At 44.9% G+C, this 12,926-nt stretch carries 14 protein-coding genes; 5 read left to right on the top strand and 9 right to left on the bottom strand.

Features of this window, described 5'->3' with window-relative positions:
- Positions 1-984: 984 nt before the first annotated feature.
- The 5 genes from AC6RNO_RS34635 to AC6RNO_RS34615 form a co-directional block, all read right to left on the bottom strand.
- A complete protein-coding gene (locus AC6RNO_RS34635; RefSeq protein ID WP_474682831.1) occupies positions 985-1,401 on the bottom strand; it encodes a hypothetical protein in 417 nt (138 codons plus the stop codon).
- A 105-nt stretch (positions 1,402-1,506) separates the two neighbouring features.
- Positions 1,507-1,665 carry a GNAT family N-acetyltransferase gene (locus AC6RNO_RS34630; RefSeq protein WP_488435744.1) on the bottom strand — a complete coding sequence of 53 codons (159 nt, stop codon included), beginning with the start codon at positions 1,663-1,665 and terminating at the stop codon, positions 1,507-1,509.
- Complete coding sequence (locus AC6RNO_RS34625; protein ID WP_474682829.1) at positions 1,653-1,802, bottom strand: hypothetical protein; 150 nt, start codon at positions 1,800-1,802, stop codon at positions 1,653-1,655. The genes AC6RNO_RS34630 and AC6RNO_RS34625 overlap by 13 nt, the downstream gene beginning before the upstream one ends.
- A gap of 99 nt (positions 1,803-1,901) precedes the next feature.
- Positions 1,902-2,336 (bottom strand): PaaI family thioesterase, encoded by a 435-nt coding sequence (locus AC6RNO_RS34620; RefSeq protein WP_474682828.1) that lies wholly within the window; start codon positions 2,334-2,336, stop codon positions 1,902-1,904.
- Positions 2,333-3,199, bottom strand: a complete 867-nt coding sequence (locus AC6RNO_RS34615; RefSeq protein WP_497108214.1) for an EamA family transporter — start codon at positions 3,197-3,199, stop codon at positions 2,333-2,335. Before AC6RNO_RS34615 ends, AC6RNO_RS34620 begins: the two co-directional genes overlap by 4 nt.
- A gap of 66 nt (positions 3,200-3,265) precedes the next feature.
- Between AC6RNO_RS34615 and AC6RNO_RS34610 the strand changes: the two genes are divergently transcribed.
- Entirely contained in the window at positions 3,266-4,702 is a 1,437-nt protein-coding gene (locus AC6RNO_RS34610) for an aminotransferase class I/II-fold pyridoxal phosphate-dependent enzyme (protein ID WP_497108213.1), read from the top strand.
- Between the two features lie 254 nt (positions 4,703-4,956).
- Here AC6RNO_RS34610 and AC6RNO_RS34605 read toward each other — a convergent pair whose 3' ends face one another.
- The 3 genes from AC6RNO_RS34605 to AC6RNO_RS34595 form a co-directional block, all read right to left on the bottom strand.
- On the bottom strand, positions 4,957-5,910 hold the full coding sequence (locus AC6RNO_RS34605; RefSeq protein ID WP_497108212.1) for a prenyltransferase/squalene oxidase repeat-containing protein: 954 nt from the start codon (positions 5,908-5,910) through the stop codon (positions 4,957-4,959).
- 143 nt (positions 5,911-6,053) lie between these two features.
- Positions 6,054-7,088, bottom strand: a complete 1,035-nt coding sequence (locus AC6RNO_RS34600) for an aminotransferase class V-fold PLP-dependent enzyme (protein WP_497108211.1) — start codon at positions 7,086-7,088, stop codon at positions 6,054-6,056.
- Positions 7,075-7,533: a MarR family transcriptional regulator gene (locus tag AC6RNO_RS34595; RefSeq protein WP_497108210.1), complete on the bottom strand. Its 459-nt coding sequence runs from the start codon at positions 7,531-7,533 to the stop codon at positions 7,075-7,077. The genes AC6RNO_RS34600 and AC6RNO_RS34595 overlap by 14 nt, the downstream gene beginning before the upstream one ends.
- A 234-nt stretch (positions 7,534-7,767) precedes the next feature.
- Between AC6RNO_RS34595 and AC6RNO_RS34590 the strand changes: the two genes are divergently transcribed.
- Positions 7,768-8,373, top strand: coding sequence for an NPCBM/NEW2 domain-containing protein (locus AC6RNO_RS34590; RefSeq protein WP_497108209.1), 606 nt, complete (start codon positions 7,768-7,770; stop codon positions 8,371-8,373).
- A gap of 282 nt (positions 8,374-8,655) precedes the next feature.
- On the opposite strand, the gene AC6RNO_RS34585 is transcribed toward AC6RNO_RS34590, so the two are convergent.
- The gene (locus AC6RNO_RS34585) at positions 8,656-9,315 is read right to left on the bottom strand and encodes a TetR/AcrR family transcriptional regulator (RefSeq protein WP_474682819.1); all 660 of its coding nucleotides are present in this window, start codon (positions 9,313-9,315) and stop codon (positions 8,656-8,658) included.
- 280 nt (positions 9,316-9,595) lie between these two features.
- On the opposite strand from AC6RNO_RS34585, the gene AC6RNO_RS34580 reads away from it, so the two are divergent.
- From AC6RNO_RS34580 to AC6RNO_RS34570, 3 genes are read left to right on the top strand one after another with little or no spacing between them, the layout of a single operon-like run.
- A complete protein-coding gene (locus AC6RNO_RS34580; RefSeq protein WP_474682818.1) occupies positions 9,596-10,447 on the top strand; it encodes an SDR family NAD(P)-dependent oxidoreductase in 852 nt (283 codons plus the stop codon).
- Complete coding sequence (locus AC6RNO_RS34575) at positions 10,444-11,454, top strand: zinc-binding dehydrogenase (protein ID WP_497108208.1); 1,011 nt, start codon at positions 10,444-10,446, stop codon at positions 11,452-11,454. Before AC6RNO_RS34580 ends, AC6RNO_RS34575 begins: the two co-directional genes overlap by 4 nt.
- A 31-nt stretch (positions 11,455-11,485) precedes the next feature.
- On the top strand, positions 11,486-12,646 hold the full coding sequence (locus tag AC6RNO_RS34570; protein WP_497108207.1) for an SMP-30/gluconolactonase/LRE family protein: 1,161 nt from the start codon (positions 11,486-11,488) through the stop codon (positions 12,644-12,646).
- Positions 12,647-12,926: the final 280 nt, after the last annotated feature.

Raw genomic sequence — 12,926 nt, 5'->3', positions numbered from 1 at the left:
TTGAGGTCCACATGAGTCATCCCGCCCTATCAATCGTCTTACTGAGCAGTATTGACTATTTTTCTATTACGCAGACATTAGCCATGAACTATAGCGAGGAAGCAAGAGTTTTCTTCATACACACCTCACTGGCATTTTTCTTTATCGCACCCTCTGTTCACTTTCTCAAATAATGTTCTGTAATGATTTAATCCGAAATCCCTTTCAAGACCACTTAGGAATTCGTGAAGTAATTCAACAAACCTGGCATGAAGCTATCCGATCCATAAAATGGTACCTTCTGTTTTAAAGGCAAATGGTAATTCTTTAGTAAGCAAATCAATCCTAGTGACCATATATTCCAAATCATTATTCCTAAGATTAGATTGTGCCCATATTCTCAAAATTTCTAGCTCTAAAAGTGTAGATTCCAACTGGTCTTTTCTTAATTCTATTCCATTCTTGAAAGTGTAATTATCCTCATACCTGCTTTAGTAATAATTCAATTGATTCGCCGAAGTGATTAAGCGATCCTGCCCATAACAAGGCTTCCGATTCATGCCGGTAGCCCTGTTATATTGTTTTAATGAACTACCGTGTCTCCCATTGGTTTTAAAAAGTAATTAATCTTTGATTAATTTGTCTTGTCAAATCAAAGTTCGTTCTGTATTAATTGAATTATCCTTTTAATGCGTCTTTTGCTGTATTTACTACATAAATGGGAAGCAGACTTCTCCATTTCCCAATCTTCCATCCTCAGATTTTTCTCAATCACTAAAACTTCGTTAAGAAGCTTCTTTTTATTTTCGTCTGATTCCAACTCACCAAATAACTTAATTAGATCTGTATCTGACAACTGTAGCACATCACGATATTGATCCATAAAATATAAAAAAGTGGGTATCTTCACTTCTTCACCCTCAAATAAATTCTTGCTTTGGTGAACGCATCTACATCCATATTTTAACACGATTTATTGAAGATAACTGCCCGTCCCTTAACCATTCATCGAACCCAATTAGCTATTGTCTCATCTTGCTTTAGGTCGTTCCTCTTATAATAATAGACCGTTCTTTTTACATAGGTAACATCTGAGGAAACAAGAAAAAACTTGTGCTTATAGACCTTATCCTCAAGACATATGACAATCCCTTCGTGATACCCGTATGACCAATCGCCAAGTTGTTTGGATTCTTCCACGGTTGCTAAACGAATTGTATCAATCATAAACAGATTAAGCGGACAAGAGATAAACGAAACTTCGTGGAAGTTAATCTCGATATTGTGATAATAGCTAAAATCAAAGCTGCCTGCCAGAACAACATTCCCTGCATGGTCGGTACTAATTACATAAAAATCACCGATATTCATTTCGTCAATGTGTTGCTGTATTTCTTTTAGCCTATCACTAATGGTCTCCATCAATTTCGTCTCCTCTTCTCACAACCAATACCATATTAATGTAATATTAGCATAATCCTCGTATCTTCTTTCAAGCTAAACTGCTCGTTAGCACAACGCGGCTGCCTAATTATGCTGGCAGCCGCGTCGTAATTGTGCCCATTCCTTTGCCTTGTTTAGCAAGGCGGTTCCTATTCCTTTTCCTCTGCTATTTTCTAATACAATAAGTCTGTCGATAGAAGCAAAATAAGATTCTTCGCTTGTTCTTAATCTTATATGCCCCAAGCATTTTCCTCCGGAATAGTATAAGAAAATTTCGGTATAAGTTTCCCTATGACCAAGAAAGGATAATCTTTGCGTTCGTAGTCATCTTTATTATCAAATATCATTTCAACAATTGCAATTCCTTTACATTTCTCCAAAATATCTCTCCCTTCATGCTGGACCTTTTTATATATTCAAAAATATTCTAATTTCATAAGCAGCCATCGCCGCTCGTTTCATGGGCATGTCCTGCGGGCCTACCTGCCTTGCGCCTTATCGCCCCTTAATGTCATACAAGTGCTTGAGGCATGAGCGATGAGTTTACCGTTCTCGTCAGTAATATTGCATTGGATGAACCCGATGGTTTGTCCCCGCTTATACAGCGCAGCATGGGCTTTTATTTTGGCGTTCCACACAGGTCTAAAAAAGTTTACTTTCATCTCGATCGTGGTGAAGGTTTCGTCTTTTTGCAAGGTAGAGCCGTAGGCAATGCCCATGGCCATGTCAGCGAGAATGCCGATGATGCCGCCGTTGCATGTGCCTTGCGGATTCGCGTGTTGTTCCGAAGCCTGCATTTCATACGCAGCCTCGCCATCTTCTACGCTAATTAGCTTCAGTCCCATAAGGCGCTCAACGGGAGACTGCTCCAATTCTCCGTTCAGTACTTTCCGATAATGCTCAAGAATGGTCATTTTGCATATTCACCTGCTTTTTTCCTTTGTCTCTGAATCAAATTATTCATCACCAGCGCGATGATCACGATGAAGGTCCCTGCAAACTGCAACCTTCCGACTTCAACGCCCTGGAGGGCACTGATCGTGACTGTCGTAACAGGGACGATGTTCATAAATAGCATGCCGTTCTCCGGCTTCAAAATTTTATTGCCGACGTTCCACGTGAACACGGCAAGTACGCCTGCGATCAAGATCATATACAGCAGTTCCGACCCTGTGCTTCCGATCCTCTCCACGCTTGGCATCGTCAAGGCTCCGAAAACCGTTGCCGACAGCACGATTACAATATTCATCAAGGATCCGAAGCACGTTGTCAAAGCGGTGTAGCGAAGCGGCGACCAGCCTGCAAATTGACTGCCACCCATCGTATAAATGACCCAGCATAGAGCACCGAGCATAATCAACAGACTGGCGCCAATATGCTCTTTGGTTTGAACGATTAGGGAGGGATCTCCATTTGTTATGACTAGCAGTGCGCCTGAAAGCGCAATGAAAATTGAAATAAAAGTAGACAGCTTGGGTTTACTTTTATTCATAGCCCAATTTACGCACGTCGTCACTAGTGGCATTAACGCCATGATAACGGAGGCAATGATTGCGCCTGACGGTCCGCTGAGCTGTTGTCCGACAAAGGTAAGAAAACCGAAGCCCGAAAACCCTGCAGCGCCAAAAAACAATAACTTCCACGATTTCCCCTCCAATCGGAGCACGTTCTTCCCTTCGAAAACGATCAGCATTCCCAGAAGAATGAGGCCAGCACATATGTAGCGAATCGTTGTGAAATAGAACGGATCGAGTGGACCAGAACAGAAGGCGGGAATTTCCTGTATAATTGAGACACACGCGCAAGTGCGTATTTCGGGTTAATGGGCTTGGGGGCAAAACATATGAAAAAAACAGTTCTTTCAAGCGGATATGCAGGCAAACTGTTTGAACAAATCTATGACTATATTCTGGATCGGATCCGTCGCGGAGAATGGAAGCCGCATGAAAAGCTTCCCTCCATCCGCTCGCTGGCGATGGAATTCAATGTGCATCGACTGACGGTCTTTAAAGCTTATCAGCTGCTGAAGGAGAATCGGATCGTCGAAGCAAAGGACAAATCCGGCTATTATGTGAAACCGGACAGCAGTCTTCCTGTAGATTCGCTGAATAATCCGATCATTTCCGCTTACGTACATGAAAGCCATCTTTCTGAAATCCATCAGGTGCAGGCCGAATATGTACTGTCGAGATCGCTGCTTGACCCGAACCTGCTCCCCAATCTTTATTTTTCGGAATATGTGAAGCAAGTGTTCGATTTGTATCCCAAAATGCTCGGCACCTACTTTACCGCGCAAGGAGACCAGGAGCTGCGGGATGCGTTGTGCCGTTACTTTACCGATTGCCATAGGTTTCACTTGTCTGCAGACGAATTGTTGATCACTTGCGGATCGCAGGAGGCCATGGATTTGGTTGCCAGAGCACTGGTCAAGCCGAGAGATGCCGTTATGTTGGAGCGTCCTACCTACAGCACGGCGATTGATATTTTCAGAAGACAAGGCGCAGTTATCGTTCCGGTCGAGATCCACCCGTACGGCTACGATCTGGAGCAAGTAGAGAAGCTGATGCAAGCCTACAAGCCGCGGCTGTTTTATCTAAATCCCACCTTTCAAAGTCCAACAGGCTATATCGTACCCGCCGAACAAAGGAAAAGGCTCGTTGAGCTTGCCGAGCGGTATCAATGTCTGCTATTAGAGGACGATCCTTACCGCGACATTTATTTTGGCGAAGAGCCCCCATTGCCTCTTTTTGCTTACGATACGGCAGGATGGGTCATTTATCTTCGCAGCTTCAGCAAATATATCGCTCCCGGCCTCGGCATCGCCATCGTTGCGTGCCGCCCTTCCATCATGAACTACCTGATAAAAGCCAAATTGTTGTCGGACAGCGGGACGCCTTTGGTGAATCAGAAAATTTTTCTGCATTATTTTTTCTCCGAGCGGCTGCAGCAGCATATGGAGAAGCTTCGCATCGCGCTTGCGGTCCGCAAGGATATCGTAGAACAGGAATTGTCCGCTACCGACTGGCAGTGGAACTCCCCTGCAGGCGGATTCAACTTATGGGTGAAGCTTCCGGAAACGGTGGAGATTGAACGTTTACTCAGTACATGCATCAAGCAATCAATCACCTTTGTGCCCGGAGCGATTTGCGATCCGCTCAAGGAGTACAAATCATGGATACGCCTCAGCTATTCCTATCTGAATGAGCAGCTATTGAGAGAAGGCATCCAGAGGCTTGTCGAATTGGCAGACGGGGACAGCGGTTCACCTAAGAAACAATAACAATTTAATATAATGAATCCATTAAGTTTTTTCCATACAACTTCTCTAAAATTATGACCACCTACTTTTTTTAATGGTTCATTAATTTCTTATCCTATATCTTGGGAATTCGTGAAGTGATTCAACAAACCTCCTATCACTTCAACGATCAGGAGCAGGTCGCCGCGGCGCCTGCTCCAGTTGTAGTTATTTCACTATTGTATCCGTTAGCATAATCCTCTAACTTCATCAAGGATACCCTAGTCTCGTATTCTCTAGTGCCGTGTTGAATACCAGTCTAGTACTCGTAAGGCGCGGAGAGTGTTCCAGCGGCTAGGCTCGCCTTCCACACCTTCCATGTCGAAGTGAACTCGATCGGGATGAGAGTTCTCGAGCGGCCATTTCCCGTCTTGGTCTTGTTTCTTCGCCACCAGACCGACGGCCTCGGTGACCCGTTCATCGGGTTCGACACCGGCACTGCGTAAGTAATCCAGACCTCGCAGCACGTCGTAATGCCACGTGGTCGGGAACGAGAAACGTGTCCAATTTGGATCGATCACCTCGCCTGATGATAGGGACCTCAACATGCGACGCTCCAGAAGGTACTCTTGTGCCCGGACACGGGCTTCGGTCACCACAGCAGTTTCACCCTTAGCCTTCTCGTATTCTAATAGTCCTTCCAGGACACAGATGGTGCTGTGGAACGAGGAACGTCGACTTTGAGGTGCGTCGCAATTCCAGCCTCCGTCCTCAAGCTGCTCACCGAGGAGTCGATCAACTAGCCGATCGCTTGCCTCTCCGAAGTAGGCCCCCACTCCAAGAATCCAACCATTGACACAGGGTTCGGTCTCGCCATCGAAGTAGGGTCGGCCACCCATTTGCCGCGGCCAGGTGATGTGGTCACGCACGAGGCCGATCGATCTGCGGGCGTCCTCACCCGACGGATCCAAACCCATGTCCTTTAAAAGCAGCAAAGTGTAGCTCGTGCAAAGCCAGTTCCGAGCGTCGGCGTCACCACCCCAGTTGCCCTCGGAAGATTGCAGGTCGAGAACCCGGGCGCCCCAACCTTCCGAAGCAATCCGCGACCGCTCTGCGGCAACAATGCCATCGGGCTCTTCGGTTAGGTCACGCATCACCTGCCAACGGATCGAAGGGTCCGCATCAAGCAGCCACTCTATTACTGATTTCTTTGGTTTCGTGATTTGCCATTCGGGATTTTTCGTTGTCATCTAATGGTTCCTCCTTACTTTGGTCAAGAGATGGCGTTTATGATCTAACATTGATATTACCTGAATTGGTGAAATTTCACAAAAAGTGCGTATTCTCTGGGGACCAACAAACAAACTCCTCCTAATACGTCACCAATCACCTATTATAATGCCTTAATATCCCCTATCAGCATTTCGACATTTTCCTTTTTTGTAGCCCAACTGGTACAAAATCTCACGACACTGTGGTTATCGTTGAATTTTTCCCAAATGGAAAAAGAATACTTTTTGGCCAATTCCTTTAACATATCATTCGGCAAAATGGGAAACTGTTGATTTGTTTTGGAATCATATCGGAATGAAAAGCCCTTTTCAACAAATGCCTCTCGAATCATCATCGCCATTTCTACGGCATGGTTAGAAATTTCATAGTATAAGCCATCTTCAAATAAGGTTTCAAACTGAATCCCCAATAATCTTCCCTTAGCCAGTAATCCTCCCTTTTGCTTGATCAAATACCGAAAATCTCTTTTAAGATCATCGTTTATAATGACTACTGCTTCCCCAAACAATGATCCAATTTTTGTTCCCCCGATATAGAACACATCACAAAGTCTGGCTATATCTGCCAAGGATAAATCGCTGTCTTTTGAAACTAGACCATAACCTAATCTTGCGCCATCCATAACCAATGGCAAACCGCATTCCCGACAAATTTTGCTTAATTGCTCCAATTCGGATTTACTATAAGTCGTTCCATTCTCGGTAGGGTTTGAAATGTAAACCAAGCCTGGCTGTACCGTATGTTCATGAGTGACATCATTCCAATGAGCGTCATAAATTTCTTTTACCTGTCCAGCTTGAATTTTTCCATCCTCACTCGGTAAAGTAATCACTTTATGTCCGGTAGACTCAATTGCTCCCGTTTCATGTACAGCTATATGACCCGTAATTGCTGCAACCGCACCTTGGTGTGGGCGCAATATGGAAGCGATAATAGTCGTATTCGTTTGTGTTCCTCCAACTAAAAAGTGTATATCTGCATTCTCTGCACCACACGCTTTTCTAATATAAGTCCTGGCTTTTTCACAGTATTCATCCGTACCATATCCAGGTGTCTGCTCTTCATTGGTTTCCCATAAACGTTGCAAAATTCGCTTATGAGCACCCTCTGCATAATCATTATCAAATCGAATCATCCTCTATCCTCTCCAACCTATCCAATTTTTTCTGAATAAACAACATGGAAGCATGTATATCTTTAATTTCTCTTTGTGATAAACCTTGCATTAATCTCACTATTTGCTCATCTGACTTTTCATTCAGCTGGTTAAATAGATCGGTGCCTTTGGGGGTCAATCGAATCAGACTCGTCCTGCTGTCTAAGGGTGAATTTTCCTTAATAAGGAGTCCGTCTTTACTAAGCTTGGCAATAATTCTGCTCATGTAGCTGCGATCAATTTCCAGTTTTTCAACCAAATTGTTTGCTATACACGGCTCCACGAAACCAATCTCTAAAATTACCCGAGCCTCCGTTAAAGAATATCCGGTATCCAACACATGCATATCCAAAACACCGAGTATATTCGTGTAAAACCGGTTGAATTTTCGTATATCTGCAATAATATTTTCATTAAGGTTCATGGAGGCCCTCCTTTTTAGTGGACTCAGTCAACAATTAATATAGTTCATTTAGTGGACTACGTCAACGCTATTTGTTCCGGTTATTGAAAGCGCGAATAGTCGAGTTGGAATGGTGATATAATCCATTGGAGGTTATAAATCCAATAAATGGTTGCGTGAAGGCGGTGTAGTGCCGTAATACTCAATAATGGAGATGGATGAAAGCTAAAGAAATCTGAGCGGGTTCTCACTATTGTGTCAATAGCGGTATTAGGCGTATTAGGTCAAACAAATACGGCCAGCATCACATTTAACGGTGTGTCCGGTACCTACGATATCCTTACACGTTATGTCGGGCAAGTTCAAAATGGAGTAAGCAGTACAACTTCGACCAGAAACATGTCGCCTGCAAGCAATGCGGTAACTGTAACGACACCGGTCACACCGCAGGTTTATTTGCGCGATCTTACCTGGGTATCTGCGACAGCGGGCTTTGGTACTGTGCAAAAGGATAAGAGCGTGGACGGAAAGACATTAAAACTGAACGGAACAACTTATTCTAAAGGTCTCGGAACACACGCCACAAGCAACATTACTTATAATCTGAACGGACAATACACATGGTTCCAATCGTTTATAGGCGTTGATGATGAGGTAAGTTCAAATGCGACCGTAGTCTTCCAAGTATGGGCGGACGGCAACAAAATATATGATAGCCAGACGATGACTCCAACGAGTGCAACGAAATCCGTTGATGTTAGTGTAGCAGGTGTAAATCAATTGGTGCTAACTGTAACCGACGCAGGAGACGGAATAAACAACGATCATGCCGATTGGGCGAATGCGAAACTATCCAGGTAATCATATATACAGAAACGGGACGGAGCAGTCGTCATACCTGCTTCGTCCCATTTTTTAACTTTTCGATGCTTAGCCTTGAATCGAATTCTGTTGGGAGACAATTAAGTTTTGAAGTACTTTTTACAAAGCATATACCCTCAGTTCGCAAAAGTCTTTTAAATTATCGTTCAGGCTGCACAATTAAGTCGCAAACATAATCATGTAGAGTCTGGTTTACTGGAGCAGATTTTTACAGAAAATTTTGTGCAGTGTGTGACTTGTCAACCGGAGCAGGATCCCGTATTAGGCGCTATGATCTGGCAACAATGATCTGGAAAGTAAAGACAACGTTTGTTTGTATACCGCATGGGCCGATTGTACATTTCCTAAGTGTCCACCCATGTAAAGATGAATAACGCCATGGAGTGAGGCCCAGACGATACGTACAACGGATTCCGTGTCATACTGGCCGGGAATCAGCCCTTGCTCTTGCGCATTGCTGACCACGGTCAATAATTGCCGCATGGCTGTTACGGTGCCATGCATACTTTCCTCGTCCGGTTTGAAATCTGCGAAGGCTCCTCCGAACATCAGCTTATAATAGCTGGAGTAACGCTGCCCGAATTGCCAGAAGGTTTCACCTAGATTCAGCAAATGCTGAGCCGGATCAGCTGCTTGCGGCGTCCCCTCGAATTCGTTAGCGAGAAGCTTACAACCTTCCAGATACAACTGCTGAGCCAAGCCCTCTTTATTGACAAATAAGCTATAAATGATTTTTGTCGAGCAATCCATTTTCTGCGCTACTTTACGCACCGTAACGGCTTCTGGACCCTCTTCTTGCAAGAGCGTTGCCGCGGCATCAACAACAAGTTTGCGGAGATTTTCAATATTTTGTAAGCGAGCCTCTTGGTAGGTTTTCAGCACTCGTGTGTTTGTATGAACAGAGTTATCCTGGTCGCTCATAATCATCTTCCTTCAGTTATCATGTTTTCGTTAGGAAACAAAGTTTCTTAATTTCTTATCAAAAATTTTATACAGTTGATGGGTAGTTGTCAATGAGACATGGGATGTTTCTAAGATCGTATTGACTTTCTTAAAAAGCGTAGTTACAATGATATTAATTAGAAACACTGTTACCAATCATGTGGTGACTCTTATTTTTTTGGGGAACTGAGGATTCCTTTAACTACATGGTAACAGTGTTTCATTATTATAACACAGTATCTAAAAGGAGAGTAGCACTATGAAAATTCAAGGAAAATGGGCGCTCGTCACTGGAGCTTCTTCCGGTATTGGAGAGCAATTCGCAAGACAACTAGCCAAACAAGGCAGTCACTTGGTACTCGTGGCTCGATCAACGAGTAAACTTGAGAGCCTGGCAGATGAGCTTAGAAAGAAGTATGGCATCAAAGCCGAGGTTATCTCGATGGATCTTGCGAAAGAGGGCGCACCCAGCGAGTTATATCGGCAATGTGAACTTTTGAAAGTGGATATCGAACTGCTAATCAATAATGCAGGCTTTGCTACACATGGTTTGTTCGAGCAAGTGTCAGGTGAGCGTCAACATGAAGAAGTTATGCTCAATGTCGCTGCTGTTGTAGATATGACGCACTTGTTCTTGCCAAACATGTTGCGCAAAAACTCAGGAGCAGTTATTAATGTGGCCTCAACCGCCGGATTTCAACCGCTTCCCTTTATGGCCGTATATGGGGCGACGAAAGCTTTTGTCTTGTCGTTTACTCAAGCATTATGGTGGGAAAATCGCGACCGCGGCGTGAAATTCTTCGTACTTTGCCCTGGTTCGACGGACACCAGCTTCTTTAATGTTGTAGGAACGGAAGAAGCCTCTGTCGGAAAGAAAGATACGCCGGAAAGAGTCGTAGAGGTTGCACTTCGCGCGTTGAAGGAAGGGAAAATATACGTCGTTCCGGGTGTGCAGAATTATATCGGGGCGCAGTTATCGCGATTCATAACACGCAAGCAAGGTCTTCGACTTGTTGGAGGCATGCTTCGTCCACGCGGAGGATCCGGCAATAATAATAATTATAAGAATGCAGGTAATCAATCTGATCTTGCTGGGAGGACAATTCAATGAAAGCTATACAACTGACAAACGGCTTCGGCTTTGAGGAATTAAACTTAACGGAACTCGACATACCAACGCCAGGCCCCCATGAGGTGCTGATCCGCATGAGGGCAGCTTCTCTCAATTACCGGGATCTAGTGATCCTCAGCGGATTAATGCCGATTGAAATTAAATTTCCTTTCATTCCATTATCAGACGGAGCGGGAGAAATTGCAGCCGTTGGCCAAGGAGTAACAAGGTTTCAGGTAGGAAATAGAGTAGCGGGTAATTTGCAACAGCGATTCATGGCTGGCAGTCCAAGAGCAGAAGTATTAAGAGACAGTCTAGGAGGTCCGTTGAACGGAGTGGCGGCCGAGTATGTCGTTCTACATGAAGACGGAATCGTTCATATTCCCGATCACCTCACTTGGGAGGAGGCTGCCACCTTACCGATCGCGGCATTAACCGCATGGAGCATGCTAATCGAATACGGTGGATTGCAAGCGGGTGATACCGTGCTGCTGCAAGGAACAGGCGGTGTTTCCATCTTCGGGCTTCAATTCTCTCTCATGGCCGGTGCACGAGCGATCATTACATCGAGCAGCAACGACAAGCTGGTACGAGCAAAAGCTCTCGGTGCATGGCAAACGATCAACTATTCGGAAGTTCCCGATTGGGATAAAGCCGTGTTAGAGATGACTGGCGGCGTCGATCATGTTCTGGATGTTGGAGGAGCGGCAACGATGGTCAAATCCATAAATGCACTTCGCATTGGAGGGACCTTGAGTATGGTCGGGTTCTTATCGGGCTTGACCATTCCGGAATATGATGTCACGGGCATCTTGCAGAAAGCAGCAACTATTCGCGGCAGTCAAGTCGGCAACCGGAATCACTTTGAAAAGATGAATCGAGCGATTGTCCATCATCGCTTACATCCCGTCATCGACCGTGTATTCCCTCTGGAGCGAATTGGAGAAGCCTTCGCGCTCTTGGCTGAAGGGAAGCAATATTTTGGGAAAATCGTAGTCCAAATTTAAATCTCACTTAAAAGACATAGGAGGCACTCTAATGCCAAATGCACAAGTTCGTTCCGTTAAATCTACTGAAGGCGTGAATCGCCCTAAACGCTCAACACGTATAGTGCGCAGAGCAGGGCTATCGCTGCTTGCGGTGCTCCTTCTTGGAGTCATCGTTTTCTTACTAGTTCCTTCACCTATCGAACCGGTAAAATGGCTGGCGCCGACGGCTCCCTCTTTTCAAGAAGCAGGCCCATGGAAACAGAACAACAAACTTAGCGCTGCTCAGCTAGTCACAGATGCTCCACAATTCCCGGAATTCATAACATTTGATAAAGATGGCCAGCTATATACAGGAGATTCGGACGGAAAAATTTACAAGGTTCCTTTCGATGCAGAAGGCAATCCACAAAAGGCCCAGGTGTTTGCAGATACCAAAGGAACGCCTAATGGCCTTAAATTCGATGCCAAAGGCGATTTGATCGTTACGGATATCAAGAGGGGACTGCTGTCTATAAACCCATCCGGGAGCATAGAGGTATTGGCTGATCAAGTGGACGGCAAGCCGATCTATTTAGCTAATGAGCTTGATATTGCCCGGGACGGCTCCATTTATTTTTCGGATACCTCGAACTATGGACGTGTGACATTCAGAGAAATTGCCGAGAACAAGCCCCATGGACGCTTGCTGAAGTACGATCCAATGACCAAACAGACGACCGTCTTGTTAGAAGGCCTCTATTTTGCAAACGGGGTTGCCTTATCTGCGGATGAAGATTTCGTGCTTGTGGCGGAATCGTATCATTATCAGTTGACCAGATACTGGCTTAAGGGTCCAAAGAAGGGGACATCGGATATTTTTGCGGACAATCTCGCAGGCTTTCCAGACAACATTACTCGTGATGAGCAAGGTCATTTCTGGGTCGGGATCTTCACGACTCGCCTTTCTTTTGCTGATCAGATGCATCGCAGCCCGTGGTTGGCCGGTTTCATGGCCAAATTGCCGGAGTCGCTGCTTAGCGGCGCAAGCGCACCGGCGAAGCATGGGCTTGTCGCGGAGCTCGGCCCGCAGGGAGAGCTTATCGGAAGCTGGCATGATCCGGATGGTTCGCTAAATGGCATAACTACGGCTGCAAGCCATAACGGATATTTATATATAGGAACGGCACCAGGAGGCAGCAAGGGCGTTCATCGCGTGCATTTAACAAGATAATGTTGGAATCCGTGCTAGTGAGATAGCATCCATGTCAATGACTATCTTTTAAGGTGGTACTTACATGGATGTTTCTTTCTAAATGCTAATCCAATACTTTAGTATCCCTGACCTTTTCGAATCTATGTATAAGATCCACTGGGAGATTTTATTTTCTTCCAAATCTTTTTCGATTTCAGTGTTCTTCCCCGTCAGGCTTTCGGATGACGTTAATAATATCCAGTATCTACCACTAACTGCATAACTCATGAAGCTAAATATATATCAAATTTAAAATATA

The sequence above is a fragment of the Paenibacillus sp. sgz302190 genome, from assembly GCF_059820445.1.
Note: the sequence above shows the minus strand (reverse complement) of the source record. Positions and strands in the feature narration are given on the sequence as shown.

Excerpts from the sequence above, each read along its gene's own strand:
- AC6RNO_RS34635 (WP_474682831.1), bottom strand. The coding sequence starts at position 1,401 with ATGGAGACCATTAGTGATAGGCTAAAAGAAATACAGCAACACATTGAC.
- AC6RNO_RS34595 (WP_497108210.1), bottom strand. The coding sequence starts at position 7,533 with ATGAACCTTAATGAAAATATTATTGCAGATATACGAAAATTCAACCGG.
- AC6RNO_RS34605 (WP_497108212.1), bottom strand. The coding sequence starts at position 5,910 with ATGACAACGAAAAATCCCGAATGGCAAATCACGAAACCAAAGAAATCA.
- AC6RNO_RS34620 (WP_474682828.1), bottom strand. The coding sequence starts at position 2,336 with ATGACCATTCTTGAGCATTATCGGAAAGTACTGAACGGAGAATTGGAG.
- AC6RNO_RS34575 (WP_497108208.1), top strand. The coding sequence starts at position 10,444 with ATGAAAGCTATACAACTGACAAACGGCTTCGGCTTTGAGGAATTAAAC.
- AC6RNO_RS34570 (WP_497108207.1), top strand. The coding sequence starts at position 11,486 with ATGCCAAATGCACAAGTTCGTTCCGTTAAATCTACTGAAGGCGTGAAT.
- AC6RNO_RS34610 (WP_497108213.1), top strand. The coding sequence starts at position 3,266 with ATGAAAAAAACAGTTCTTTCAAGCGGATATGCAGGCAAACTGTTTGAA.
- AC6RNO_RS34600 (WP_497108211.1), bottom strand. The coding sequence starts at position 7,088 with ATGATTCGATTTGATAATGATTATGCAGAGGGTGCTCATAAGCGAATT.
- AC6RNO_RS34585 (WP_474682819.1), bottom strand. The coding sequence starts at position 9,315 with ATGAGCGACCAGGATAACTCTGTTCATACAAACACACGAGTGCTGAAA.
- AC6RNO_RS34580 (WP_474682818.1), top strand. The coding sequence starts at position 9,596 with ATGAAAATTCAAGGAAAATGGGCGCTCGTCACTGGAGCTTCTTCCGGT.